Source organism: Gordonia asplenii (genome assembly GCF_012933505.1).
Classification (GTDB): Bacteria; Actinomycetota; Actinomycetes; order Mycobacteriales; family Mycobacteriaceae; genus Gordonia; species Gordonia asplenii.
In genome coordinates, this window is record NZ_JABBNB010000004.1 from 86,185 (window position 1) to 108,437 (window position 22,253).

Annotated in this window: 19 protein-coding genes; 15 read left to right on the top strand and 4 right to left on the bottom strand. The window is 66.4% G+C overall.

All coding sequences use genetic code 11. The features are described from left to right. Positions 1 to 6 precede the first annotated feature (6 nt). Positions 7 to 984, top strand: coding sequence for an AraC family transcriptional regulator (locus HH308_RS04895; RefSeq protein ID WP_170193065.1), 978 nt, complete (start codon positions 7 to 9; stop codon positions 982 to 984). A 5-nt stretch (positions 985 to 989) separates the two neighbouring features. On the opposite strand, the gene HH308_RS04900 is transcribed toward HH308_RS04895, so the two are convergent. After that, positions 990 to 1,760: an SDR family oxidoreductase gene (locus HH308_RS04900; RefSeq protein WP_170193066.1), complete on the bottom strand. Its 771-nt coding sequence runs from the start codon at positions 1,758 to 1,760 to the stop codon at positions 990 to 992. 168 nt (positions 1,761 to 1,928) lie between these two features. On the opposite strand from HH308_RS04900, the gene HH308_RS04905 reads away from it, so the two are divergent. The 10 genes from HH308_RS04905 to HH308_RS04950 all read left to right on the top strand — a co-directional run bounded on the left by HH308_RS04905 (position 1,929) and on the right by HH308_RS04950 (position 14,764). Then, on the top strand, positions 1,929 to 2,873 hold the full coding sequence (locus tag HH308_RS04905) for an AurF N-oxygenase family protein (protein ID WP_170193067.1): 945 nt from the start codon (positions 1,929 to 1,931) through the stop codon (positions 2,871 to 2,873). After that, positions 2,873 to 4,588 (top strand): FAD-dependent oxidoreductase, encoded by a 1,716-nt coding sequence (locus tag HH308_RS04910; protein ID WP_170193068.1) that lies wholly within the window; start codon positions 2,873 to 2,875, stop codon positions 4,586 to 4,588. Before HH308_RS04905 ends, HH308_RS04910 begins: the two co-directional genes overlap by 1 nt. 153 nt (positions 4,589 to 4,741) lie before the next feature. Further along, positions 4,742 to 5,839, top strand: a complete 1,098-nt coding sequence (locus tag HH308_RS04915) for a proline-rich domain-containing protein (RefSeq protein WP_170193069.1) — start codon at positions 4,742 to 4,744, stop codon at positions 5,837 to 5,839. A gap of 136 nt (positions 5,840 to 5,975) precedes the next feature. Continuing rightward, positions 5,976 to 6,662 (top strand): response regulator transcription factor, encoded by a 687-nt coding sequence (locus HH308_RS04920; protein WP_170193070.1) that lies wholly within the window; start codon positions 5,976 to 5,978, stop codon positions 6,660 to 6,662. 133 nt (positions 6,663 to 6,795) lie between these two features. Further along, on the top strand, positions 6,796 to 8,214 hold the full coding sequence (locus HH308_RS04925; RefSeq protein WP_170193204.1) for a HAMP domain-containing sensor histidine kinase: 1,419 nt from the start codon (positions 6,796 to 6,798) through the stop codon (positions 8,212 to 8,214). A 106-nt stretch (positions 8,215 to 8,320) separates the two neighbouring features. Next, a complete protein-coding gene (locus tag HH308_RS04930) occupies positions 8,321 to 9,967 on the top strand; it encodes a trypsin-like peptidase domain-containing protein (RefSeq protein WP_170193071.1) in 1,647 nt (548 codons plus the stop codon). A gap of 35 nt (positions 9,968 to 10,002) precedes the next feature. Further along, a complete protein-coding gene (locus HH308_RS04935; protein WP_170193072.1) occupies positions 10,003 to 10,590 on the top strand; it encodes a MogA/MoaB family molybdenum cofactor biosynthesis protein in 588 nt (195 codons plus the stop codon). A 531-nt stretch (positions 10,591 to 11,121) separates the two neighbouring features. Further along, the gene (locus HH308_RS04940; protein ID WP_170193073.1) at positions 11,122 to 11,760 is read left to right on the top strand and encodes an MspA family porin; all 639 of its coding nucleotides are present in this window, start codon (positions 11,122 to 11,124) and stop codon (positions 11,758 to 11,760) included. A gap of 49 nt (positions 11,761 to 11,809) precedes the next feature. Further along, positions 11,810 to 12,466 (top strand): MspA family porin, encoded by a 657-nt coding sequence (locus HH308_RS04945; protein WP_170193074.1) that lies wholly within the window; start codon positions 11,810 to 11,812, stop codon positions 12,464 to 12,466. A 525-nt stretch (positions 12,467 to 12,991) separates the two neighbouring features. After that, positions 12,992 to 14,764, top strand: coding sequence for an ABC transporter ATP-binding protein (locus HH308_RS04950; RefSeq protein WP_170193075.1), 1,773 nt, complete (start codon positions 12,992 to 12,994; stop codon positions 14,762 to 14,764). 59 nt (positions 14,765 to 14,823) lie between these two features. Here HH308_RS04950 and mscL read toward each other — a convergent pair whose 3' ends face one another. Both mscL and HH308_RS04960 read right to left on the bottom strand, forming a co-directional pair. Continuing rightward, positions 14,824 to 15,777, bottom strand: a complete 954-nt coding sequence (gene mscL, locus HH308_RS04955; RefSeq protein ID WP_170193076.1) for a large conductance mechanosensitive channel protein MscL — start codon at positions 15,775 to 15,777, stop codon at positions 14,824 to 14,826. A gap of 163 nt (positions 15,778 to 15,940) precedes the next feature. Beyond that, the gene (locus HH308_RS04960; protein ID WP_170193077.1) at positions 15,941 to 16,600 is read right to left on the bottom strand and encodes an SAF domain-containing protein; all 660 of its coding nucleotides are present in this window, start codon (positions 16,598 to 16,600) and stop codon (positions 15,941 to 15,943) included. 286 nt (positions 16,601 to 16,886) lie between these two features. Between HH308_RS04960 and HH308_RS04965 the strand changes: the two genes are divergently transcribed. Then, entirely contained in the window at positions 16,887 to 17,198 is a 312-nt protein-coding gene (locus HH308_RS04965) for an FmdB family zinc ribbon protein (RefSeq protein ID WP_170193078.1), read from the top strand. Positions 17,199 to 17,204: 6 nt separating this feature from the next. Here the strand turns inward: HH308_RS04965 and HH308_RS04970 are convergent, their stop codons facing one another. Further along, complete coding sequence (locus HH308_RS04970) at positions 17,205 to 17,828, bottom strand: 5-formyltetrahydrofolate cyclo-ligase (RefSeq protein WP_170193079.1); 624 nt, start codon at positions 17,826 to 17,828, stop codon at positions 17,205 to 17,207. A gap of 13 nt (positions 17,829 to 17,841) precedes the next feature. Between HH308_RS04970 and HH308_RS04975 the strand changes: the two genes are divergently transcribed. The 3 genes from HH308_RS04975 to HH308_RS04985 all read left to right on the top strand — a co-directional run bounded on the left by HH308_RS04975 (position 17,842) and on the right by HH308_RS04985 (position 22,244). Further along, positions 17,842 to 18,774 (top strand): UTP--glucose-1-phosphate uridylyltransferase, encoded by a 933-nt coding sequence (locus tag HH308_RS04975; protein WP_170193080.1) that lies wholly within the window; start codon positions 17,842 to 17,844, stop codon positions 18,772 to 18,774. A 105-nt stretch (positions 18,775 to 18,879) separates the two neighbouring features. Beyond that, the gene (gene glp / locus HH308_RS04980; protein ID WP_170193081.1) at positions 18,880 to 20,184 is read left to right on the top strand and encodes a molybdotransferase-like divisome protein Glp; all 1,305 of its coding nucleotides are present in this window, start codon (positions 18,880 to 18,882) and stop codon (positions 20,182 to 20,184) included. A 1,406-nt stretch (positions 20,185 to 21,590) separates the two neighbouring features. Beyond that, positions 21,591 to 22,244: a GNAT family N-acetyltransferase gene (locus tag HH308_RS04985; RefSeq protein WP_170193082.1), complete on the top strand. Its 654-nt coding sequence runs from the start codon at positions 21,591 to 21,593 to the stop codon at positions 22,242 to 22,244. Positions 22,245 to 22,253 lie beyond the last annotated feature (9 nt).

Genomic DNA, 22,253 nt, shown 5'->3' on the forward strand with positions numbered 1-22,253 from the left:
TAGGCCATGACCGACGGATCGTCGTCGACGTCGCGGTGGACGCACATCACGATCGCGTCCACCGACCGCGACGATGCGGTGGAACAGATCTCCGCCGTCTTCAGTCCGCACCGGCTCGACGTCGTCGGCGCCGCCGACGATCTCGACGTGCGGTTGCGTGCTCGGCACAGCGACGAACTGACGGTCGCCGAACTCAGCCATGGCGCCGAGGTAGTGGTCCATCCCGGCCTGCTGAGCACGTATTACGAGATCAACGTGCCGCTCGTCGGCACCACCGTGACCCGCAACGGCACCATCGAGGTCGAGACCTCGCCGACGCGGGCCGCCATTCTCGCGCCGATCGCGGAGTCGCACATGCTGTGGAGCCCCGGCTGTGTGCAGCTGGCCGTGAAGGTGCGGCGCAGCGTCGTCGATCGTGCTCTGGAAGCGCATCTGGGCGCACCGCCGGACGAGGTCGTGGACTTCGAGGTCGGCTTCGACGTCGGGTCCGGGGCCGGGCGGGACTGGGTTCGGGCGGTCGGACTGCTTCGCAACGCGATCGACGCGGGCGCCCCTGAACTGGTCGTGCGCCCGCTCGAGGAGTTGGTCGTCGGTCAACTGCTGATCGCGCAGCGAAACAACTACAGTCTGCGGTTGACCGGCGCCCCCAGGCCGGTGCGCCCTCGTTCGATCAGCCGGGTCATCGACCTGATCGACGCCGACTACGCCACACCGTTGACCGTGGCGCAGATGGCCCGGACCGCCGGGATGAGCGTCCGATCACTGCAGGCCGCGTTCGCCGAACATCTGCAGACGACGCCGATGGAATACGTCCGCAGGGTGCGGCTGGGCCGCGCCCACCAGGAGTTGTTGAGCGCGAGCCCCGGTGACGGCATCTCCGTCGCCGACGTCGCCTTCGCGCACGGATTCGGTCATCTGTCGAGATTCGCGGCCGCCTATCGCGCGCAATACGGCGAGAGTCCGTCGGAGACCCTGCGCAGGTGAGCCGCCTACTGCGCGATCACTTTATTGACTTGCCGTGACACGAAATTCGGCACGAACTTGCTGGCATTGCTCAGCAGCGTCGTCTGCAGTCCCACCGAGTAGTGCGTGCGGTGCAGCAGCTTGTCACTGGCGTCGGGGTGTACCGAGGTCCAGATGCGATCCGCGACCTGCTCGGGCGTGATCCGCACACCGAGCGTCTTGGTCGACTTCGCGTCGGTCTCGGCCAGCGCGGTCTTCGCCCACAGCGGCCAGATCCCGACGACGCGGATGTCGTAGGGTTCCCACTCCAATTCCAGCGCCTCGGTGAGTCCGGCGACGTAGAACTTCGACGCGCTGTAGGTGGCGATGTCGGGCTGGCCGTAGATCGCTGACGCCGAGGAGATGTTCACCAGATGTGAGCCCTCGGTGTCGCGCAGGTAAGGAAAGGCCGCCTGGGCGCCCAGGGTCACGCCGAGAACGTCGATCTCGATCTGCCGCTTGACGGCATCGGGCGAGATCTCGTGCAGTGCACCACCGACGAGGATGCCCGCGTTATTGTCGAGGACGTCGAGCTTTCCGCCGGTGTGCGACGTGAAATCGGCCAGCGCCTGCTCCCATTGCTTCTCGTCGCGCACGTCGAGCGTGCCGACGATGAACTCGGGGTTGGCGGTCTGCACGGCGTCGAGTGCCTTCCGGTCGACGTCGTAGACGCCGACGGTCCAGCCTTCGCGGGCGAAACGCTGCGCGGTGGCCAGGCCGATGCCGGCGGCGCCGCCGGAGATGAAGATCGATGGCATGTGGTGTCCTTCGTTCGGGCGTCTGAAACGGGTGTCAGAGCAATTGTCCGGAATCGTTTACCTGGCGGTAACTCGATGCTATCGTGACAACAATCATTGTCATACCATCGAGCGTTGTCACATAGCTTAGCCCGAACTTAGGGCAGCATAACCAGGAGGTCGATTCGAGTGACTGCCACCGTATCTCCCGCAGGTTCCGCAGCAGGCGAGACCGCACCCGACGTGAGTTCCCGCGACGTCGGCGCCAACGAGGTATCGCAACGACTGCTCGCGTCCGCGGCGCGGTTGTCGCGCAATGCCATGACCGAGGTCGACTGGGATGCGCCGATGGATCCGGCACAGTACGGGTGCAGCCCGGAGTGGTCGACGCTGTACGGCACGGACTACTGGGCCGAATTGACGGTCGAGCAACAGGTCACGCTGACCCGGCACGAGTTCGCGTCGATCATGAACGTCGGCATCTGGTTCGAGATGATCTTGCAAGAGATGGTCATCCGCGATCAGTATCTCGGCAACTACCACGATCCGGAATTCCAGTTCGCGCTCACCGAGGTCGCCGACGAGTGTCGCCACTCGATCATGTTCGCCAAGGCGTCGGCCAAGATGGTCGGAAAGTCCTATCACCCGTCGAAGAAGGTCGGCCGGCTGGGCAAGATGTTCATGCGTACCTCGAAGGACGAGGTCGCCTATGCCGGCATCCTGGTCGCCGAGGAGATTCTCGACGTCTTCCAGCGCGGCTGCATGCGGGATGAGCGCGTGCTTCCGTTCATCCGGGAAATCAACGAGATTCACGTCCTCGAAGAGTCGCGGCACATGAAATTCGCGCGGGAAGAAGTACGTGAGGCGATGAAGAAGGTCGGTCCGGTTCGTCGGCAGTGCAGCGCGTTCTACATCGCCGCGGCCGCCGGATTCATCTTCACCAGCCTGGTCCGTCCGCAGGCCTATGCCGACGCCGGCCTCGACGTCGAGCGTGCCGTGCGAGAAGCCAAGAGCAACGAGCATTTCGCGTCGATGGTCCGCGCGGGTTGTGCGCATCTAATGGAATTCCTCGACGAGGCCGGCCTGCTCACCAAGCCGGCAGCCCGGATCTACCGCAAAGTGAACATGCTCTGATGTTCGTCATCACCCAGTCGTGTTGCAGCGACGCGGCGTGCGTCGCGGTGTGTCCGGTCAACTGCATTCATCCGACGCCGGAGGAACGCGGGTTCGGCACCTCCGACATCCTGCACATCGACCCGCAGGCGTGCATCGACTGCGGCGCCTGTGCCGATGCCTGCCCGGTCGACGCCATCTATCCGGCCGACCGGCTCGGCACCCGCGACAAGGTCTTCATCGACATCAACGCGTCCTATTACAAGGACAACGCCGACGTGCGCTCCGGCTGGGGTCCCGTCGCTGGGAGCATGCCGGATACCTACGGCGTCGGGAGCGTAGCGAGCGGGCCGAGTGGTTACGGCGCCGGGAGCGCAGCGAGCGGGCCGAGTGGGCACGGCGCCGGGAGCGCAGCGAGCGGGCCGAGTGGGCACGGCGTCGTCTATCCGACGATTCCCAAGTTGCGCGAGGGAATGCGGGTGGCCGTCGTCGGGACCGGGCCGTCGGGCGGGTATGCGCTGCGGACGATCCTCGATCGCACCCAGGCGCGGGTCACCGTCATCGACAAACTTCCCACGCCCGGCGGACTCGTGCGCGCGGGCGTCGCACCCGACCACCCGAGCACCAAGAATGTCATGAAGGCGTTCGACATCCTGTACCGCGACCCGCGCGTCACCATGGTCACCAATGTCGAGATCGGGCCCGACGTCGCCGCGGGACAGATCACCCCGGCGGAGTTGGCGGCGCACTTCGACGCGGTGTTCTACTGCGTCGGCGCGAGTGAATCACGCAGACTCGGCATTGCGGGCGAAGACCTGCCGGGCTCGACGTCGGCCACCGACCTCGTCGCCTGGTACAACGCCGTGCCGGGTGCGCCGGCACCCCCGATCCGGCGCGACGGGTCCGGCCGGGCGGTGATCGTGGGGACCGGCAACGTCGCGCTCGACGTCGCCCGGATCCTCGTCTCGCCGCCGGAGTTGTTGTCCACCACCGACATCGCCGACCGCGCGTTGCGCATCCTCGCCGACCAGAACGTGCACGAGGTGGTCGTGCTGGGCCGTCGGGGACAAGCTGAGGCGGCCTACACCGACGCGGAATACCGTGCGCTGCAATCGATTCCGGGTGTCGAGATAGTGGTCTGCGACGATCCGTCGGCCGACGTCGAGTTGGCCGCACCCGCCGACCCCGCCAATCGCCGGATCGTCTTCCTCTTCCACTCCACGCCCACTCGGATCACCGGAGACGGTGTGGTGCAACAGATTTCGGTCACCACCGGCGAACGCTCGCACGACATCGCCGCCGACCTCGTCGTCCGATCCATCGGCTACCGATCGGTTCCGATCGACGGACTGCCCTTCGACGCCGCGAATGGGATCTTCCCCAATGAGCGCGGACGCCTGCTCGACGACGCGGGGACCGTGCTACCGGGCCAATATGTGATCGGGTGGGCCAAACGCGGCCCCAGCGGCGGCATCGGCACCAACAAACTCGATGCCATCACGACGGTCGAGGAATTCCTCGACGACGCCGTGGCGGGCAAAGTGCCTGCGCCGCAAGCACCGTCGAGTGTGTTCGCCGCTCTGCTGAAGGCGCGGACGTCGAAGGTCATCGGCTACCGTGGAATGCGATCCATCGACCGCGCCGAGCGTGCGCGAGGTGCCCGGCAGGGCCGTCCACGCGTCAAATTCGTCGAAGTCGGGGAGATGGTGAAGGCCGCCGGCCGGCGTAAACGATAGCTGGGGCGTGTCATATTCGCGTCGATATGCACATTTGCTGAAATCGTGTGGGGCAGTCGGCGAAATGGATGACCCAGAACCTCCCCATTAGTCCGTTCTATTGATAAGTTTGGGCGCGATAGTGACCGATTCAAGACATGAATGAGGAGTCCGATGACGCAGCCACCCAACCCAGGTGACTACCCCCAACAGGGGCAGCCCGGCGGGTACCAGCCACCGCAGCAGGGCGGCTACCGGCCACCGCAGCAACCTCCCCAGCAGGGCGGTTATCAACCTCCGCAGCAAGGCGGGTACGGACCCGGGCAGCAAGGCGGCTACGGCCAGCCGCAACAGGGCGGGTACGGCCAGCAGCAGGGTGGTTATCAGCCGCCGCAGCAGGGCGGCTACGACCAGCAGGGGCAACAGCAGCCGAACTACGGTCAGCAGCAACCGGCCGCCGACTTCACCAAGCAGCCGCCGGGGGGCTACCAGCCGCCGCAGCAGGGCGGCTATCAGCCGTCGCAGCCGGGTGGCTACCAGCCGCAGGGCGGACAGCCGGGTTACCCGCAGGCCGGTCCGGCCGACTTCAACGTCGGTGAGGCGTTCAGCTGGGCGTGGAACAAATTCACCAAGAATGCGGTGCCGTTGATCGTGGCGACGCTGGTGTGGTTCATCATCCTGGGCGCCGTGCTCGGCATCACCTACGCGTTGGCATTCGCCGTCGGCACGACGACCACCACCACCTCGTTTGGGGAATACTCGGCGACCACCTCCTCGGTCGGCGCGATGTTCTGGGTGATTTTCGTCGTCGGATACCTGATCGTTCTCGTCCTCAGCGGCGTCGCGGCGTCGGCGTTCACCAACAGCGTGCTCAAGATCGCCAATGGCGAGCAGGTCGACATGGGCTCGTTCTTCAAGCCGCGCAACCTGACCCAGGTGATCATCGCCACGCTCATCGTGGGCATCGCCGCGGGCATCGGCAGCATCGTGTTCATCGGTGGCATCATCGTGGCGCTGTTCGCCTTCTACACCACGTGGGCCGTCGTCGAACGTGACCTGCCCGCCATCGAAGGCATCAAGACCAGCTTCAACCTGGTCAAGGACAACTTCGTGACGACCCTGATCACCTATGTCCTGGCCGGTATCGTCGCGTCGGTCGGTCTGTTCATCTGCGGTGTGGGCGGCCTGGTCAGCATCCCGCTGGCGCTGCTGTTCACCGCATACTCGTGGCGCGTGGTCACTCGCGGCCAGATCGCTCCGGCTACTCCGTAATACCAAGCGGCACAACGATATTCGACGCCCGGTACCGCCTCGCGGTGCCGGGCGTCGGCGTGTGCGACAGTCGACGCCGGGAAAACTTCGCGACTACTTACACCTCTCTCAGCCGGACTGCGATAAGACTGTAGGCATGCGGATACTTGTGGTCGACGACGATCGAGCGGTGCGCGAGTCACTTCGACGATCCCTCGCCTTCAACGGCTACACCGTCGAAACGGCGTCGGACGGACTCGAGGCACTCGAGAAGGTCGTCGGCAACCGTCCCGACCTGCTCATCCTCGATGTCATGATGCCGCGCCTGGACGGCCTCGAAGTGTGCAGGCGCCTGCGCTCGGCGGGCGACGACCTCCCGATCCTCGTGCTCACCGCGCGTGACTCGGTGTCCGAGCGGGTCGCCGGGCTCGACGCCGGGGCCGACGACTACCTGCCCAAGCCCTTCGCCCTGGAAGAACTGCTGGCGCGGCTGCGCGCGTTGCTGCGCCGGGCCACCCCCGACGGCGGGGAGGACTCCGAGGCGATGGAGTTCTCCGATCTCAAACTCGACCCGGTGACTCGCGATGTCTCGCGCGGCGACCGGCAGATCAGCCTCACGCGCACCGAATTCGCGTTGCTGGAGATGTTGATGGCCAACCCGCGCCGAGTGCTCTCGCGCAGCCGGATCCTCGAGGAGGTGTGGGGCTACGACTTCCCGACGTCGGGCAATGCGCTCGAGGTGTACGTCGGCTACCTGCGCCGCAAGACCGAAGCCGACGACGAGCCGCGGCTGATCCACACGGTGCGCGGCGTCGGATATGTTCTTCGGGAGACTCCGCCGTGAGCCGAGTGCACGCCGTCGGCGCCCGCCGAGGTCGCTTCGCGTCGTGAGCGGTTCGGATTCGTCTCGGTGGAAGACCTTGCGCCGCAACCATTCTGTCGGCAATCGACGCAACAACGGGAACGTGGGCAAGGAGATGCGTGCCCCGTGGGCGCTGACCCGCTCGGCATCGTTGACGACGCGCGTGACGCTGCTGTCGGCGACGGTGGTGCTGGTGTCGGTCGGATTGATGGCTGCCGCAGCGTATTTCGTGGTCTACCGCGCCATGTACAACGAGGTGGACCGGCAGCTGGAGTCACGCGCGGACGGCATGACGGCCCTCGCCAAGACCGGCATGCTCAACGAACGACCGCAGGCCCTCGCGACGGGAACGGTGTTCTCCACCAACATCTCGCTGGCATTGGTGCGGCCCGACGGTGCGACCTATCTGATCGGCGAGGTGCCCTTCGAGGACGCCGAGAAGGCCATCGCCCGGTCGGTCAATCCGCCCGGGCAGCACAATCAGAGCCTGCGGACGGTGGCCAATCAGCGGGTGCTGGCCCGCAAACTCGACGACGGCAACACACTCGTGCTCGCGCAGAGCCTGCTGCAGACCGACCGGGTGCTCAAACGTCTCGCCTGGGTGCTGCTGGTGGTCGGCGGCGGCGGCGTCGCCTTCGCGGCGCTGGCCGGAACCACTGTCGCGCGGGCCGGACTGCGGCCGGTGACGAGGCTGACGCGGGCCGCCGAACGCATCGCGAAAACCGAGGACCTCGCACCGCTACAGGTCTCCGGAAACGACGAATTAGCAAGGCTCACAGAGTCTTTCAACACGATGTTGCGGGCATTGGGTGAGTCGCGCGATCAGCAGGCGCGGCTCGTCGCCGACGCCGGACACGAACTGCGGACGCCGCTGACGTCGTTGCGCACCAATCTGGAACTACTGATGGCGTCCACCGCGCCGGGCGCACCGCCCGTCCCGGCGTCGGACATGGTGGAGTTGCGGTCCGACGTTCTCGCCCAGATCGAGGAACTGTCGACCCTCGTCGGCGACCTCGTGGACCTCGCGCGGGAAGACGCGCCCGAGGTGGTGCACGAGGAAGTGGACCTCGCCGAGGTCATCGAACGCTCGCTGGAGCGGGTCCGACGCAGGCGCAGCGATGTCGACTTCACCGTCGACGTCGCGCCCTGGTACGTCTTCGGCGAGCCGGCGGGATTGTCGCGAGCGATCCTCAACGTGCTCGACAACGCAGCCAAATGGAGTCCGCGCGGTCGTGCCATCGAAGTGACTTTGCGTCAGACCGATTTGAAGACAGCCGAATTCACCGTCGCCGACGCCGGTCCGGGTATTCCGGCAGAGGATCGCGAGCTGGTCTTCGAGCGGTTCTACCGTGCCACGCAGTCGCGGTCGATGCCCGGATCCGGGCTGGGGCTGGCGATCGTCCGGCAGGTCGTGGTCAAGCACGGCGGTACCATTTCGGCGTCGCAGAGTCACCTGGGGGGCGCACTGATCCGGATGACGCTGCCCGGTCACACGGTTCCCGTGGAACCATCTCCGGTAGTAGTTCGTCAGTAATGATGAATCGGCACAAGTGCTTCGGTCATGAGGGAGTCGAATCCCCGGGTGGTCATGATGCACACAACTCGTCGACGAACCTTGAGCACAACGAAAGAAGGCGCACATGACCGGCGATGATCGCGACAACGGTGATCAGACCCCGAACCCGTTCGGCAGCGGCGGTGAACAGCCGTCGGAGAACCCGGGATCTGGACAACCGACCTTCGACCAATCGGGCCACGGTGGGGCACACCGATCTTCCGGTGAGCAGCCGACATCGTCGGCGGGCGATCAATTAGGTTCGGGGACATCGCCTTTCAGTTCCCCGCAGCCGACTCAGCCGGGCTACTCCGATCAGCAGTTCGGGTCGGGCCAGTTCGGGTCGGGCCAGTTCCCCGCGCAGCCCGGCAGCGGCCAGTTCGGCGCGCAACCGAGCGGTTTCGGCCAGCCGGGCGACCCGGCGTCGAATCCGGTCCAGTCGGGGGCGGGTTTCGGCCACCCGCCGACCACGCCGGGCAACTTCGCCTACGGCCAAGGCGACTACCCGCCGGGAACCTACGGCCAGGGCGCTTACGGCCAGGGCGGATTCGGCCAGGGCGATCCGGCGCAGCAGTATGGCGCTGCCCCGCAGTTCCAGCAGGCTCCGGCGGCACCGAAACGTCGAGGCGCGGGCACCAAGGCCGCAATCGGCGTCGGCGTGGTGGCGCTGGCCCTCGTAGCGGGCGGCGCGGGTGCGGCGACGTACTCGGCACTCGACAACGACACCGCGACGACTGCCATCACCGGTCCGCTCGGCGGCGACCCCAACGAATCCAACACGCCGGTGGAGGCGCCCGCCGGTTCGGTGCAGGCCGTCGCGGCCAGCGTGTTGCCCACGGTGGTGTCGATCATCGTGCAGGAGGGCAACGCCGAAGGTGAGGGATCGGGTGTCGTGCTCAAGTCCGACGGCACCATCATGACCAACAATCACGTCGTGAGCGTCGGCGGAGATCGGCCGGCGAGCAAGGTGACGGTCGCCTTCGAGGACGGCTCACGTGCGAGCGCAACCGTCGTCGGCGCCGACGCGGTCTCCGACATCGCGGTCATCAAGGTCAACAAGTCCGGGTTGAAGCCGATCACCATCGGGACGTCGAAGAATCTCGTCGTCGGGCAGGACGTGATCGCCATCGGATCGCCGCTCGGCCTGGCGGGTACCGTCACCACCGGCATCATCTCGTCGCTGAACCGACCGGTGTCGACGTCGCGGACCGGGAGCACGACGTCGGTGATCGACGCCATCCAGACCGACGCGGCGATCAACCCGGGCAACTCCGGCGGCGCGCTGGTCAACGCCCGCGGCGCGCTGATCGGCGTCAACACCGCCATTGCGACCACCGGCGGCAGCGACTCGAGTGGCAGCGCACGGTCGGGCAGTATCGGTCTGGGCTTCGCGATTCCCGTCGATCAGGCGATCGCCGTGGCCAATCAGCTGATCGAGTCGGGTAAGGCGCAGCACTCCAGCCTCGGGGTGTCGGTGCGCGACGATTCGACCGATCCGCTGCAGGCCGGGGCCCCGGTATCGGATGTGACGCCGAACGGGCCCGCGGCCCGGGCCGGGATTCCGAAGGGGGCGATCATCACCAAACTCGGTGATCGCACCATCGCCTCGGGAGACGCGTTGGTGGCAGCGGTACGGTCATACCAACCCGGTGCCGTGGTACCGGTGACCTACACCGCGGGCGGCCAGACCAAGACGGTTCAGGTGACCCTGGGGACACTTCCCACCAGCTAGGCATCAGCCCCCGCATTCGACGAAAGGTTCTGCAGATGAGTGACCTGGTTCCCGACATCTCCTCGGTCGTCGACGCCGACGACGCCGCGGATGCGGCCGCCCGCGAGTTCACCCGCCGGGGTGGCTCCGCGACCGCGCCCGACGGCAGCGAGATCGGCCGCGCGCTGGTGGTCGTCGTCGGCGATCTGGCCGCGCACGGTGACGGTGATGCGTCCTTGGGGCCGCTGTTGGTGGAGCTGCTGGAGGAGGCGGAGTTCCACGTCGACGCGACGATCGTCGTCTCCGGCGACGAGGTGGAGATCCGCAACGCCCTCAACACCGCGGTGATCGGCGGCGTCGACCTGGTGATCTCGGTCGGCGGCGTCGGCGTCGGTGCGCGCGACGTCACCCCGGAGGCGACCGAGTCGTTGCTGGATCGTCGGTTGCCCGGCATCGAAGAGGCGGTGCGCAGTTCTGGTTTGGCGGCAGGCGCCACCGACGCCGGGTTGTCGCGGGGCCTGGCCGGGATCTCCGGTCAGACGCTGGTGGTCAACCTCGCCGATTCACGAGCGGCGGTCCGTGACGGAATGGCGACGGTCACCATGCTGGCGCGGCACGTCATCGAGTCGATCAGCGACTTCTGACGGCGATTGTGAAGCAAATGGGGGAGCCGACGCGTCCGGAGGGTCAGGGCGCGTCGGACGGGGCGCAGGGGAGCGCTCAGCCCGACGATTCGGGGGATCCGGGGGCAGTCGGCGAAACCTCACAGCGGCACGAGGCGCTTCGTGAGAAGTCGCGTCGGCGCACGAAGCTGGCCGAGGTGTTCGGTGACGACCTGCCGACACAGACACGAGACGATCGTGACCAAGGTCACAGTCTGGTAACGGCCGACTGGTATCGGGAGAATCGGCCGCCACATTACGAATAGCGCATGTACCTGCAAACATGCTGTGTGCTGTGAGTTTTCATCAAGTTAACGCGCCTCCTGCCGTAAATCCGAACGTCATCTTTACGATGCCGAAGAATCAAAGTCGGACTTCTTGCGCGTTCGTGTTGCTCAGGGTTCTCTTAACCAGATAACGTTTCGGCCAAGCTCGCAGTCACGGCTGCGGGCGAACGTGTGAAAATTGGCTTCGGACAAGTTGGGGTCGCGGCCTACCGGTGAGAGGGAACGAATGAAGATCAGCAAGCTTGGTTTGCGCCGCGCATTCGCGGCCACCGCTGTCGCTGCAGTCGCCGCAGTTGGGCTGTCCAGCTTGAGCGCAGGCGGGGCTGCGGCCGAAGCGCTGCCCAACGGCTTCAAGAAAGTGACGGGTGTCGACGGTCAGGTCGTCCAGATCTGGCGCACCGGCGAATACGCCTTCGCCCAGCCGTCGACCGCCAACAACGGCGCAGGACGCTCGGTGCGCGTGTCGGGCACCTACACCGCCACGGTCAACAAGGGCGGCGGCGACGTGGAGGTCGGCTACCTGGTCGGCTGCCAGGTCTCGGTCACCGGTCTGGATGCAGGCGTGAGCGGCTCGTTGAGTGCCTCTTCGGCGTCCGTCGGCGGATCGATCTCCTTCCCGCTGGCTCCCGGTGAGATCAAGAAGGTCTACGTCGATGACAACACCTTCACCAAGGACAAGCACGTCATGAGCATTCAGCTCTCCGGCACCGAGATCGACGTGCAGGGTTGCGCGGGGTACGCACAGGCGCGCTCGTACGTGAAGGTTCTGGCGGCCAACGGTTACAACACCGACGCGGGTGCGGTCAACGGTTCGTCGGGCGCGGTCCAGGCCACTCTGTACGGCAAGCCGTTCAGCCTCGGCTGATCACCCCTGACCTCCTGACACTTTTCAACATTTCACCCGAAGGGGAATCATGCGCAAGACCTTTACCCGCCGCATCGCTGCGGCCGCCGGCGTCCTCGGTGCCGCACTCATGGGCCTGACCGCGGTCGGTGCGGGCGCGGCCACCGCTGGCCCGCTGCCCGGTGGCTTCGTCAACAAGAAGCTCGTCGACGGCACCACTGTCCAGGCTCGCCTCTACGACGAGTTCGTCAACTACAACGCGGGCAACGTCGCCAACATCCCGACCAGCCGTGCGGTGTGGGTCTCCGGCAAGATCGGCGTCAACATCGGCGGCGGCGCCAAGGGTGCCTCGGTCAACGGCGGCTACGTCGTGGGCTGCCAGATCAGCCTGAGCGGCATCGACAACAACGGCGGCGCGAGCACTGACGGAACTCAGGCCGGCACGTCGGCGACTGCCGGCGCCACCCTGCACCTCGGCCCCGGCCAGGCCGGTTACGTCCCGATCATCCAGACCACGTCGGGCGACTACACCACCTACAAGAACTACAACGTCAACAAGTTCACCTTCACGGGTAACCACGGTGGCGTGGCGTTCAGCCAGGAACAGTTCCAGGTGAACGGCTGCGCGGGCTACGCCGAGGCACGTGCTCGCTTCGACGTCGTCGTCGTCACCGACACGATGCTCGCGCACGTCGTCGTGTGGGGCAAGCCCTTCAGCATCGGCTGACAACCCTCGCGATAACTGAACTACTTCGGCGCGGCACCCACTCGGGTGCCGCGCCGAAGTGTCGTTTGCGGCGTCGAACATCGTGCGACGACGCCGGGAGAGCCGAAATTGACAGGAATTCGGCAGGAAAGTCCAAGGTGACCCCGAATCGGCCAGGAGGCTGGCAGGTACCTGCAATAAGTAACGTTTCCACTTGTCAGTGGGTGCACAGTGAGTTTCCAGATAGGGTGGCTAAGGTATTTTCTGGCGCTACGGTCGAGGTCATAGCCGAAATTTAGGTCTACCGTTGCGGGTGTTCGTCACGATTCGATGACGATCGCCGAACTCGCGGTCATCACCGCGGGAACGTTAGGAGATCGCAATGCCTTATGGTCCTCGTCTTCCGCGCCTGGAGCCCTTCGGTCGTCGCAGGCACCGAGACTGCCGGCATGACGGCTGGCGACGCCGTCGCCCACGCACCGGCCTGCTCCCGCTGCCGCCGCTGTGAGGGGTGGTCGCGCAATCTGAGTACTAGAAGGAGAGTCTGTGGCCCCGCATGTAGACGCGTTCGGAGTCACCGACGCATCCTCGTTCGATGCACAACCTGACGACCTGATCGACGCCGATGCGCCGCACGCGGAATCGGTGGGGCAGCGCACGCTGACCGTTCTTTCCGCGATGCGGCGATTCGCGCCGTACATGTCGGGACTGTGGAGCAGACTCGCACTCGCGGTGAGCCTGCAGTTCCTTGACGTGCTGGCCAGTGTCGCGGTGGTCTACCTGTTCGCACACATCGTCGACGACGTCCTCGCCACCGGCGACCTGCATGCCCTCGTCTCGCCGATGCTGTGGTGGATCGCGGTGACCCTCGCCGGCGCGGTCGCGTCGTATTTCGGAAATCTGCTCGCCGAGATCGTGACCGAGCGGATGTTGCTGCGCCTGCGCACCGACCTCTACGCGCACACACAGCGCATGGCGCCACATACGCGGCGGCAATTCCAGACCGGCGATCTGATCGCCCGGCACAGCAGCGACGTCGACGAGACCGAGCAATTGGTGTCCTCGGGGGTGGTGTCCGGTGTAATCGCGGTGGCGTCGGTGATCGCGTATGCCGTTGCGGCAGTATGGGTTCGGTGGGATCTGGCGCTGATCGCGTTCGTCCTCGCGCCGCTGCTGTGGCTGGTGGCCCGACGTTTCGGCGCAATTCTCAAGCGCGCCTCGCGAACTGAGCGCGCGGCCAACGGCGAGATCTCCGCGCTCATCGCCGAGGGCCTCGACAACGGCCATGCCATCGCCGCCGACAATCAATCGGCCGCGGATCAGGCGCGCGTCCGGAGCCAGAGTCATCGCTGGATGCGTGCCCGGATCTCCGAAACCAAGGCGGGCGAGGCGTTCCAGCAGTCCGTGGTCGTCGTCGAATTGCTGTGCATGCTGGGCGTTTTGGCGCTCGGCGCGTGGCAGATCTCCGAAGGCCGCACCACCATCGGCGGCCTCATCGCGCTGACCGGTTACCTCGGGTATCTGTACCCGCAGATTCAGGCGCTCGGCGGTCTCGCCGTAGCGGTGACGTCGGCGACGGCGAGCGCCGAACGTGTCGCCGAACTGCTCGACGCGCCGGTCGGTCTGTCCGACGACGCGGACGGCGGTGAGGGACATACGGTTTCTCGCGAAGGCGGCGCCCGGATCGATTTCCGCAGCGTCGACTTCACCTATCCCGGCGCGGAAACTCCCGTGCTGAAAGACTTTTCGCTCACCGTGCAGCCAGGCGAGTGCATCGCGCTCACCGGCTCGAGCGGCGCGGGAAAGACCACGTTGACGCACCTGCTGCTGCGGTTCTACGACCCCGACGCCGGCACCGTCGAAATCGACGGCGCGGACCTGCGTGCGCAGCGCCTGACCGACGCGCGTGCCGGAACTACCCTGCTTCCGCAGCGCATCGCGATCTTCCACGGCTCCATCGCAGACAACATCGCCTTCGGCCGCCCCGACGCCGACCGGGACGCCGTCATCGCAGCGGCGCGCGCGGCCGACGCCGACGGCTTCATCGCCGACCTGCCTGACGGCTACGACACCCAGTTGCGTGATTCCGGCGCGAATCTGTCCGGCGGGCAACGCCAACGTATCGCGTTGGCTCGTGCGTTCCTGCGTGACACACCGGTCCTGGTACTCGACGAGCCGACGACGGGCCTGGACCGGGCCACCGCGGACCGCATCCTCGGACCCCTGCGCAAGCTCGCATCGGGCCGTACAACGATCATCATCACCCACGACCCCTTCGTTGCGGCGATGGCGGACCGGACCGTCGTGTTGGGGAACTGAGGCCCTTCTGACGCGAAAAGCCGCTCCCGGCGAATGCGGGGAGCGGCTTTTCGCAGTTGCTAGCGGGAGTGGCGGCCCGGTGCATCCGGGTCGCCCGGCTGCGCCGGGAATCCGCCGGACGGCGGGAAATTCGGCGGTGCGTTGTTGCCCTGCCCCTGTGGTGGGTAATTGCCCTGCGGCGGCGGGTAGTTGCCCTGACCGGGACCGGGAGCCGGACTCGGCGGCGAATAGCCCCCGCCGGGTGGCGCCGCGGGCGGCGGGCCCTGCGGTTGGGAGGGCTGGACCGAGGGACCCGACTGGAAACGCTCGGTCGGCAACGGGATGGCGCCCGACGGCGGGCCGCCGAAATCGCGCGACGGCTGCACGGACGGACCGTCGGGCCGCGGTGCGTAGGCCGGTGGGCCACCCGCCTGGAACGGGCCGGACTGCGGCGGGCCGACGGGCGGTATCGGTCCCGACTGCGGCGGCGGCCCCACGGGGCCGCGACCCAATGGGCTGGGATTCGCCGGACTGGGATTCGCCGGGCCGCTGCCGAAGTCTGGGCCCCTCTCGAATACCGAGGTGGCGACCGGCGGTGTCAGCACCTCGCCCGCTGCCCGGGCCGCCACATCTGCGTCGACGCCTCCGGCGGACTTCGGGTCGAGAATGTTGCGGATCTCCGTGAGAAGTACGACTTCTTTCGCCACCGCCGAGTCCGTGTCGAAACCAGCGAGTGCGGCAAGCTTGTTGTAGGGCAGCACGATGATGAAGTAGACGACGGCGGCGACGATCAAGAAGTTGAGTGCCGCGGTGATCACCGCGCCGATGTTGACGAACGTGTTCGCGTTGTCGGTGATCTTGAAGCCCAGGCCCTCGGCCTTATCGGTGCCGATCGGGATGGCATTGATCAGCGGCTGAATGACCTTTTCGGTGAAGGCGGTGACGATGGCGGTGAAAGCCGCGCCGATGATGACCGCGGTGGCCAACTCAACGACATTGCCCTTGAGTATGAATTCCTTGAATCCCTTGAGCACGTTGTGCGGTCCTCTCGTGTAGTTTCCGCTTCGTTTGCAGTGATCGGGTCGCTCCCGGTTCATCCCTTCGCGAGGCTAAACCTGAAGTTGATAGTAAACCAATGAGATGGCGGTTCATCGGATGTGATGCACATTCGACACCTCTGACTCAATTGCCGGTTAGTCAATGCAGGACGACGGTCAATGCCGATTTGAGCCCGGCGGTGGCCACCCGCTGAGCCTCCGAACTGCGCATCGCCAGCAGAATCGGGCGTGCCGATGCGTTGGTCGCGGCGATGCCGCCGGCGCGCCGACCCGCACCGAGCGCGACAACGGCGTTGCGCGCCAACACTTCTGACGTCTCGCTGAGCACGTCTACGACATCGCCCTCACGCAGCAGGTCGGCGACGGCGTCGTCGGACAGTCGTACCGGAACCAGCCGCGAGTCCCGTTCTCCGCGCAGGGCCGACGGCAACCGGGAGGACAGCAGGCGCAGGTCGGTCACTATTTCGCCCGGTCGCATCGCGGCGGTCACGGTGCGTCCGACACCGTCGGCGGACAGTCGCAGCGCGCCGTCGGGCAGGGCGGTGCCGGGGACGCGAACGATGGCGAGGTCGGTGCCGGTCAGTGTCTGCCCAGGCGTGAGATCGTGTGCCGCGACGACGACCGACTGTTCCTGCGTCGCGCGATGGTCGGAGACGGTGAACGCCGCGGCCGCGATGATCAGGGCGATGGCAGCGGTGCGTCGGATGATCACCGCCCGTATCCAGCCAGGCCGTAGCCACGAGGACAGGCGGTCGCCCCACCGGGGCGAGAGCCGATTGGCCAGGGCGTCGAATCGCATGAGCGCAACGTAACGCGTCGCGCACCGTCCGAGAGGGCGCTGCGGCTGGTTGTCCACATGACTGGGCGTGCGATGGAGACTGTGGATAACCGCGTTTTCCGACGTCGACGCCGAGTGCAGATGTTGAGCTGATCATGTCTCAAATATGCTGGTCAGCTGATGTTTCGGGATGGATCGGCGGCGTCGTGCGGGCCTACGTTCCTGGTCTCGATTAGCACTCGGAATGTTCGAGTGCCACTTTCGGTTAGACTAAGGGACGCAAACATTGATTCTGGCGGAGGTTCCGGTGCCCACTTACTCGTATGCCTGTACGGAGTGCGACAACAAGTTCGACATCGTCCAGTCGTTCTCCGACGACTCGTTGACGGTGTGCCCCGAGTGTTCGGGCAAGCTGCGCAAGCTGTTCAGCCAGGTCGGGATCGTCTTCAAGGGCAGCGGTTTCTACCGCACCGACAACCGGTCGTCCGGCTCGAAGGCCGGCTCGTCGGCATCGTCGACCACGTCCGCCTCGTCGAGCGACTCCTCGTCGAGTTCGTCGTCGAGCAGCTCGGATTCCTCGTCGACCAGTTCGACGTCGACCGCTGCGGCCGCGTCCTAGGTCACTTCACTCCAACTCCACAAACCCTCGCCCGGGCGTCAACGCCCAGCCGACGCGGACGTCCGTCGGCTCCCGCGGCAATTCGTCGACCAGCTCGTCGTCGTAGACCACGGCGACGAATTCGGCACGCACTCCGGTGAGGCTGCGGTCGTAGTAACCCGCTCCGCGGCCCAGGCGGGTACCGCGCCGGTCGACGCCGAGCGCGGGCACGAAGACCACGTCGACGGCGTCCAGGGCGTCGGGGCCCAACAAGGTGCCGGTCGGCTCCAGTAGCCCGAATCTCCTTGTCTCCAAAGAACTTTCGCCACTATATCGGGCCCAGTCGAGTGGCGCGGGAGCGCCGTCGGGGACGACCGGGAGAAGTACTCGGACGTCGCGGTCGGACAGTGCGTCGAGAAAGCTCAACGATCCGGGCTCGGTTCCGATCGGTATGTAGGCGGCGACGGTGACGTCGTATTCGAGTCGAAACGGCGCCGAATAGATCCACTCGGAGAGGTCGGCCGCGGCCTGTTCGCGCTCATACATCGACATCGCCGCACGGCGCGCCGAAAACTCCGCCCGACGCTGTGTCTTCGCTGCGTTCCCAGTCACTTCGCACCCACTCACCCGAGGTCGGCCAGCCGTCGGCATTAGGCTGACGGCTATGGCAAGCACCGAGAGTACCGACCTGGACGACGAACGGCCCAGCGCACCGTCGATTCCCCGGACCGCCGTCGTCCCCGCAGCAGGCCTGGGCACCCGATTCCTTCCCGCGACGAAGACGGTCCCGAAAGAGCTGCTTCCGGTGGTCGACACACCGGGCATCGAACTGGTCGCCGAGGAAGCGAAGTCCGCGGGCGCCGAGCGCCTGCTGATCATCACCTCGCCCGGCAAGGACGGCGTGGTCGCCCACTTCGTCGAAGACCTCGTCCTGGAGAGCACCCTCGCCAAGCGCGGGAAGCAGGCGATGCTGGCGAAGGTGCGTAACGCGCCGTCGCTGCTCGAGGTGGCCTCGGTGGTGCAGGAGAAGCCCCTGGGGCTGGGCCACGCGGTCGGCTGCGTCGAGCAGTACCTGAGCGACGACGAGGACGCCATCGCGGTGCTCCTGCCCGACGACCTCGTCCTGCCCGGCGGCGTACTCGAGGTGATGGCGCGCACGCGTCAACGGCGCGGCGGATCGGTCCTGTGCGCCATCGAGGTCCCCGACGACCAGATCAGTGCCTACGGCGTCTTCGACGTCGAGCCGCTCCCGGATGCCAAGAACCCCAATGTGATGCGGCTGCGCGGCATGGTCGAGAAACCGAAACGTGAAGACGCGCCGTCGAACTTCGCCGCCGCCGGGCGATACATCCTGGATCGTAAGATCTTCGACGCGCTGCGTCGCATCACGCCCGGCGCAGGCGGCGAACTGCAGCTGACCGACGCCATCGCGCTGCTCATCGACGAGGGCGAGCCCGTGCACGTCGTCGTGCATCGCGGCACCCGCCACGACCTCGGCAACCCCGGCGGATATCTCAAGGCCGCAGTCGATTTCGCACTCGACCGCGACGATTACGGACCCGAACTGAGAGAATGGCTGGTCGAACGCCTCAAGTAGCGCTTGAAGCGGCTCACGCCCGCGTGCCTCCCCGACTCACGTCCTCGTCACGTATAACGTTTCAGGCTGAACAAGTCTGACCCGGGACTGCAGCGAGGAGGCGAAATGCGTTCTGTCGAGGACCACTTGGCGTTGATCACGTCCGCCGCGGTGATGCCCCGACCGGTGAAAGTCGCCATCTCCGAAGCGCAGGGCCTGCTGTGCGCCGAGGAAGTGGTGACGCAACGTCCGCTGCCCGGATTCGATCAGGCCGCCGTCGACGGTTATGCAGTCCGGGCCGTCGACGTCATCGCCGCGGGTGAGAAAGCACCCGACGATCTCAATGACCTCGACGTCGGGGATGCCGACGTCGACGTCGACGCCGCGGGTGAACCGATGATGGTGAAGCTGCCCGTCGTCGGCGAGGTGGAACCCGGATCACGCACCCCGACGCGGCTTCAGCCGCGTCAGGCCGTCCGTGTCGAAACAGGTGCGCCGTTGCCCACTCTCGCCGACGCCGTCGTGCCGCTGCGCTGGACCGACGGCGGCGTCCAGACGGTCCGCGTGGGCCAGGCGGTCGACTCGGGTTCCTATGTGCGACGCATCGGCGACGACGTCCAGCCCGGTGACGTCGCGGTACGCGAAGGCATGATCATCGGGCCCGCGCAGGTCGGGCTGCTCGCCGCTGTCGGGCAGGCGCGGGTGCTGGTGCATCCGCGTCCGCGGCTGTCGGTGATCGCGATCGGCAACGAGCTCGTCGACGTCGACCGCGTTCCCGGCCCCGGCCAGGTCTACGACGTCAACAGTTACGCGCTCGCCGCGGCCGGCCGCGACGCCGGCGCCGACGTCAACCGCGTCGGCATCGCCGAACGTGAGCTGTCCCGACTGCGCGAGGTGGTCGAAGCGCAGATGATCCGCTCCGAGATCGTCGTGCTGTGCGGCGCCGTCGGCGGAGCCGCGTCGCGCGCTGTCGCCGACGCGCTGACCGAACTCGGCGAACTCGAAATCGTCCGTGTGGCAATGCATCCCGGCTCCGTGCAGGGCTTCGGGCGGCTGGGCCGCGACGACGTTCCCACCTTCCTGCTGCCCGCCAACCCGGTCAGCGCACTGGTCAGTTTCGAGGTGATGGTCCGGCCGCTGATCCGCCTGACCCTCGGCAAACGGCAGCCGATGCGTCGAATGATCAAGGCGCGCACCATCGGCCCCATCGTCTCCGTCGAAGGTCGCACCGGGTACCTGCGCGGACAGTTGATGCGTGACGAACGCACCGGCGAATACCTCGTGCAGGTCATCGGGGCGTCACCGACCGGAACATCGCACCTGCTCGCCGAGCTAGCCGAAGCCAACTGCCTCATCGTCGTGAAACCCGACGTCGAGGAACTGCGCACCGGCGACGAAGTAGACGTGATGTTCCTCGCGCAGCGCGGATAACTCGGACGCGCTCGCGGCGGTCCGTCGGGCTGTGGCGTCCCCTGCTCTGCGTGTGCCGAAGCGGGGGTCCCCGCTCCCCGAGTGCCGAAGCGCGGGGCTGTGCGGTGCTTCACCCCGCTCCCCGAGTGCCGACGCGCGGGGCTGTGCGGTGCGTCACCCCGCTCCGCGTGTGCCGACGCGCGGGGCTGTGCGGTGCGTCACCCCGCTCCGCGTGTGCCGACGCGCGGGGCTGTGCGGTGCGTCACCCCGCTCCGCGTGTGCCGACGCGCGGGGCTGTGCAGTGCGTCACCCCGCTCCCCGAGTGCCGACGCGCGGGGCTGTGCGGTGCGTCACCCCGCTCCCCGAGTGCCGAAGCGAGGAACGAGCTTCGGTGTAACGAGGGGTCGGCGAGACGAAGAACCCAACCCAACCAACCCGAACAGCCTGCATACGTGCCGGCTCTCACCGCGAGGCGTAGTCACCACCAGTCGAGTTCAGCTCACCGGCGTCTCGAAAATTCGGTCTGCACCTACTTCGACGCGCAAGGTTGCTCAGCAGGGTGTGGATGGCGGCCTTGATGAGGGAGGGGATGCGTCCGATCACCACAGCCGTGTCTGTGTTGAGCACGGGACTGTTCTGTAGGTATGCGACCGCATGGTGTTTGATCGCGTTGGGTTCGTCGTCTCGCCGACCCCTCGTTACACCGAAGCTCGTTCCTCGCTTCGGCACTCGGGGAGCGGTGTCTGTTCAGCTCACGGCGTCTCGAAAATTGGTCTGCACCTGCTCCGACGCGCAAGCTTGCCCAGAACGGTGTGAACGGCGGCCTCGATGAGGGAGGGGATGCGTCCGATCACCACGACCGTGTCTGCGCTGAGCACGGGACTGTCCTGTAGGTATGCGCCCGCATGGTGTTTGGTCGCGCTGGGTTCGTCGTCTCGCCGACCCCTCGTTACACCGAAGCTCGTTCCTCGCTTCGGCACTCGGGGAGCGGTGTCTGTTCAGCTCACGGCGTCTCGACATTCGGTCTGCACTTACTTCGACGCGCAAGGTTGCTCAGCAGGGTGTGGATGGCGGCCTCGGTGAGCGAGGGGATGCGTCCGATCACCACGACCGTGTCTGCGCTGTGCACGGGACTGTGCTGTAGGTATGCGCCCGCATGGTGTTTGGTCGCGTTGGGTTCGTCGTCTGGCCGACCCCTCGTTACACCGAAGCTCGTTCCTCGCTTCGGCACTCGGGGAGTGGGTGGTTGTGCGTTTGCGTCGTCGCTTACGCGCGGGCGAACTCGGGGCGGGTGGTTGTGCGTTTGCGTCGTCGCTTACGCGCGGGCGAACTCGGAGCGGGTCGGTTGCGTCGCTCGCTGTCTGTCTGTCTCTCTGCCCGTCGACAGCCGAGAGCCGGTGGTTGTGCGCCGACGGTAAACTCAGCTCATGTTCGCGTGGGCTAAATCGCACGTTCACCCGGGGTGGCCTGCCACCCTGGGCCCCTTGCGCTGTGCTGGGGGATTGGTGACGGTGCGTCCGGTCAAGCTGCGCGATGCCGCGATGTGGAGCGAACTTCGACTGCGGAATCAGAACGCCCTGCTGCCATGGGAGCCGACCGCTCCCGGCTCGTGGGTGCAGCGCCACCAGCGCAGCAATTGGGGTCCGCTGTTCTCTGTGCTGCGTTCGGAGGCCAAACGCGGCACTCTGCTGCCGTTCGTTATCGAGGTCGATGGCGAGTACGTCGGGCAGCTGACCATCGGCAACATTCAGCGCGGGGCGGTACGTAACGCGTGGATCGGCTACTGGATCGACTCGAACCACTATGGGAACGGAATCGCAACGGCCGCAGTCGCGCTCGGCGTCGACCACGCCTTCGGTCCGGTCGGACTCCATCGGCTGGAGGCGACCGTGCAGCCGACGAACGACGCCTCGCAGGCGGTGTTGACCAAGGTGGGTTTCCGGCGTGAGGGCCTCCTCGAACGGTACATGGACGTCAATTCCCGCTGGCGCGATCACATTCTGTTCGGCTTGACGGTCGAAGAGGTCGTCGGGAGCGCAACCGAGAGTCTGGTGCGGCTCGGGCGGGCGAGTTACGCCTGATTCGTCGCT